Source organism: Streptomyces sp. NPDC005070, from assembly GCF_053600395.1.
Genome location: NZ_JBSFZS010000389.1, coordinates 1 through 2,199 on the forward strand (window position 1 = coordinate 1; position 2,199 = coordinate 2,199).

Annotated in this window: 2 protein-coding genes; both read left to right on the forward strand. The window is 71.4% G+C overall.

Features of this window, described 5'->3' with window-relative positions; translation table 11 throughout:
* Window positions 1–108: 108 nt before the first annotated feature.
* The gene (locus ACWEBX_RS39380) at window positions 109–984 is read left to right on the forward strand and encodes a 4'-phosphopantetheinyl transferase family protein (RefSeq protein WP_451889510.1); all 876 of its coding nucleotides are present in this window, start codon (window positions 109–111) and stop codon (window positions 982–984) included.
* A gap of 307 nt (window positions 985–1,291) precedes the next feature.
* Complete coding sequence (locus tag ACWEBX_RS39385) at window positions 1,292–2,113, forward strand: AfsR/SARP family transcriptional regulator (protein WP_451889511.1); 822 nt, start codon at window positions 1,292–1,294, stop codon at window positions 2,111–2,113.
* The last annotated feature ends 86 nt before the right edge of the window (window positions 2,114–2,199 follow it).

Consider the following 2,199-nt stretch of genomic DNA (forward strand, 5'->3'; position numbering starts at 1 on the left):
CGTGGAGCACCGGCAGCTCCTCGACTGCTCCGGCCCCGGCGGCCCCGCGCCGCCACCTCGCTGTCGTGCGCAGCGGGACGGCGAACCGAGACGGACTGAAACGACACCATGACCCCCACCGCACCGCAGCCGCCCGCCGCCGGGCCCGCCCCGCCCTCCCGCACGGTGCCTTTGGTGACGCTGTGGCTGTGCCCCAACGACGCTCTCCCGCCCGCCGTCACCGGCATCCTGGCCTCGCACTGGCTCGACGAACGCGAGAGCGCGACCGCCGCCCGGTTCCTCTTCGAACGCGACCGCCGGCAATACCTCGTCGCCCACACCCTGGTCCGCCGCGCACTGGCCCTGGAGGCCGGCCTCGGCGAGGCCGAGCTGGTCATCTGGCGCTCCTCGCGCGGGCGGCCCTTCCTGCAGCCGCTGCCCGGCGGCCTGCCCCGGGGCGGCGGCCACCTCGACTTCAACCTCTCCCACGCGGGCGGCTACAGCCTGCTGGGCATCGTGCGCAGGCAGCGCGTCGGAGTCGACGTGGAGTGCCTGGACCGGGAGGCGGGCGCCCTGGAGACCATCCTGACCACCTTCACCCCCGACGAGCAGCGCTGGGCGGGGCAGGTGCCCCCCGGACGGCAGCGGGACCGCCGGGTGCTGCGGCTGTGGACCCTGAAGGAGGCCTACTCCAAGGCCCGCGGACTGGGACTGGGACTGCCCTTCGACGAGTTCGCCTTCACCCTGGACGACGACCGCGGAGTCCTCGCCTTCCGGCCGCCCGCCGACGACGCGGCCGGACGCTGGCGGTTTTTGGAACTGGAACCGGTGCCCGACGTGCTGGCCGCGGTGGCCGTCCCCGCGGACGAGAGCCCCGCCCCGCACCTGGAACTGCACCAGGGATTCCCCTGGGACCGGGCCGCACCCCGCACCATCACCCTGCCCGCACCCCTCGGCGCACCCCACACCCCCCTCCGCCGGGCCGCCACCGCCGCACCACTCTGACCCGCCCCACCTTCACGCCGGCACCGGCACCGGAGCCGGCGGACGGAAAAGGAAAAAGGGTATATGGCGGTGCGCAATTACCCGCCGTACCGGAATGCGTACCGGAATCCGGAGTTCATTTCCGGTACGGGTGCAGGTGTTCTCGAGTGCGCCGTGTATTTGACGCAACACCCCACGTGGAGCACCGCTGGAGGACCGCTACAGGAAAACGCTCGGGGGGCACGGACCCGGCTAGCGTGCCTAGCGGCGGAGATTTCCGGCCACAAAAGGAACTGGACAAGGAACTCGACGAGGTGGGGAGGCCACCATGGAGATTCAGGTTCTGGGTCCGTTGAGTGCCGAGGTCAACGGGGGATCCATCGTTCCGACGGCGGGCAAGCCGCGACAGATCCTGTCGCTGCTGGCGCTCTATCCGGGACGTGTCATGCCTGTTCCCACGCTCATGGAGGAACTCTGGGGAACCGAGCCTCCGGCGAGCGCACTGACGACCCTTCAGACGTACATACTGCAACTGCGCAGGCGGCTCGGCACGGCCATGGGCCCGGGCGCACCGGCCGGCGCGAAGGACATTCTCGCCACCCGGCACGGCGGATACCTGCTGCAGATCGACAGGAGCTGTGTCGATGTGCACACCTACGAGGAACTGATCCGCCAGGGACAGACCGCGTTCGTGGAAGGCGACGACGAGGTGTCCGCGGCACGGTTTCGCACGGCACTGGACCTGTGGACCGGCGCACCGCTGGTCGACGTGAGACTCGGTCCCGTCCTGGAGATCGAGGTGCTGCGGCTGCAGGAGAGCCGGCTGGTCACCGTCGAGCGGCGCATCGACGCCGACCTGCGGCTGGGCCGCCACGCGCAGCTCATCGCCGAACTGACCGAGCTGACCGCCCGCCACCCGCACCACGAGGGCCTGCACTCCCAGGTCATGGTGGCGATGTACCGCTCGGGCCGGCAGGCCACGGCACTGGAGGTCTACCGCAGGCTGCGCCTGCGGCTCATCGACGAGCTGGGCGTGGAGCCCTCCCCGCAGCTCCAGCGCATGCACCAGGCCATGCTGGCCGTGGACCCGCAGCTCGACCAGATGGCGGGACCGCGCCACGGCTCGACCTTCGACCTGTTCGCGGCGTGAGGCACGGATGCCGCCCGGCCACGGCCGGCGGCCTCCCCACCCCACCCCACCGCCCCACCACTCGACCTGTCGGGCCGTCACCGGGC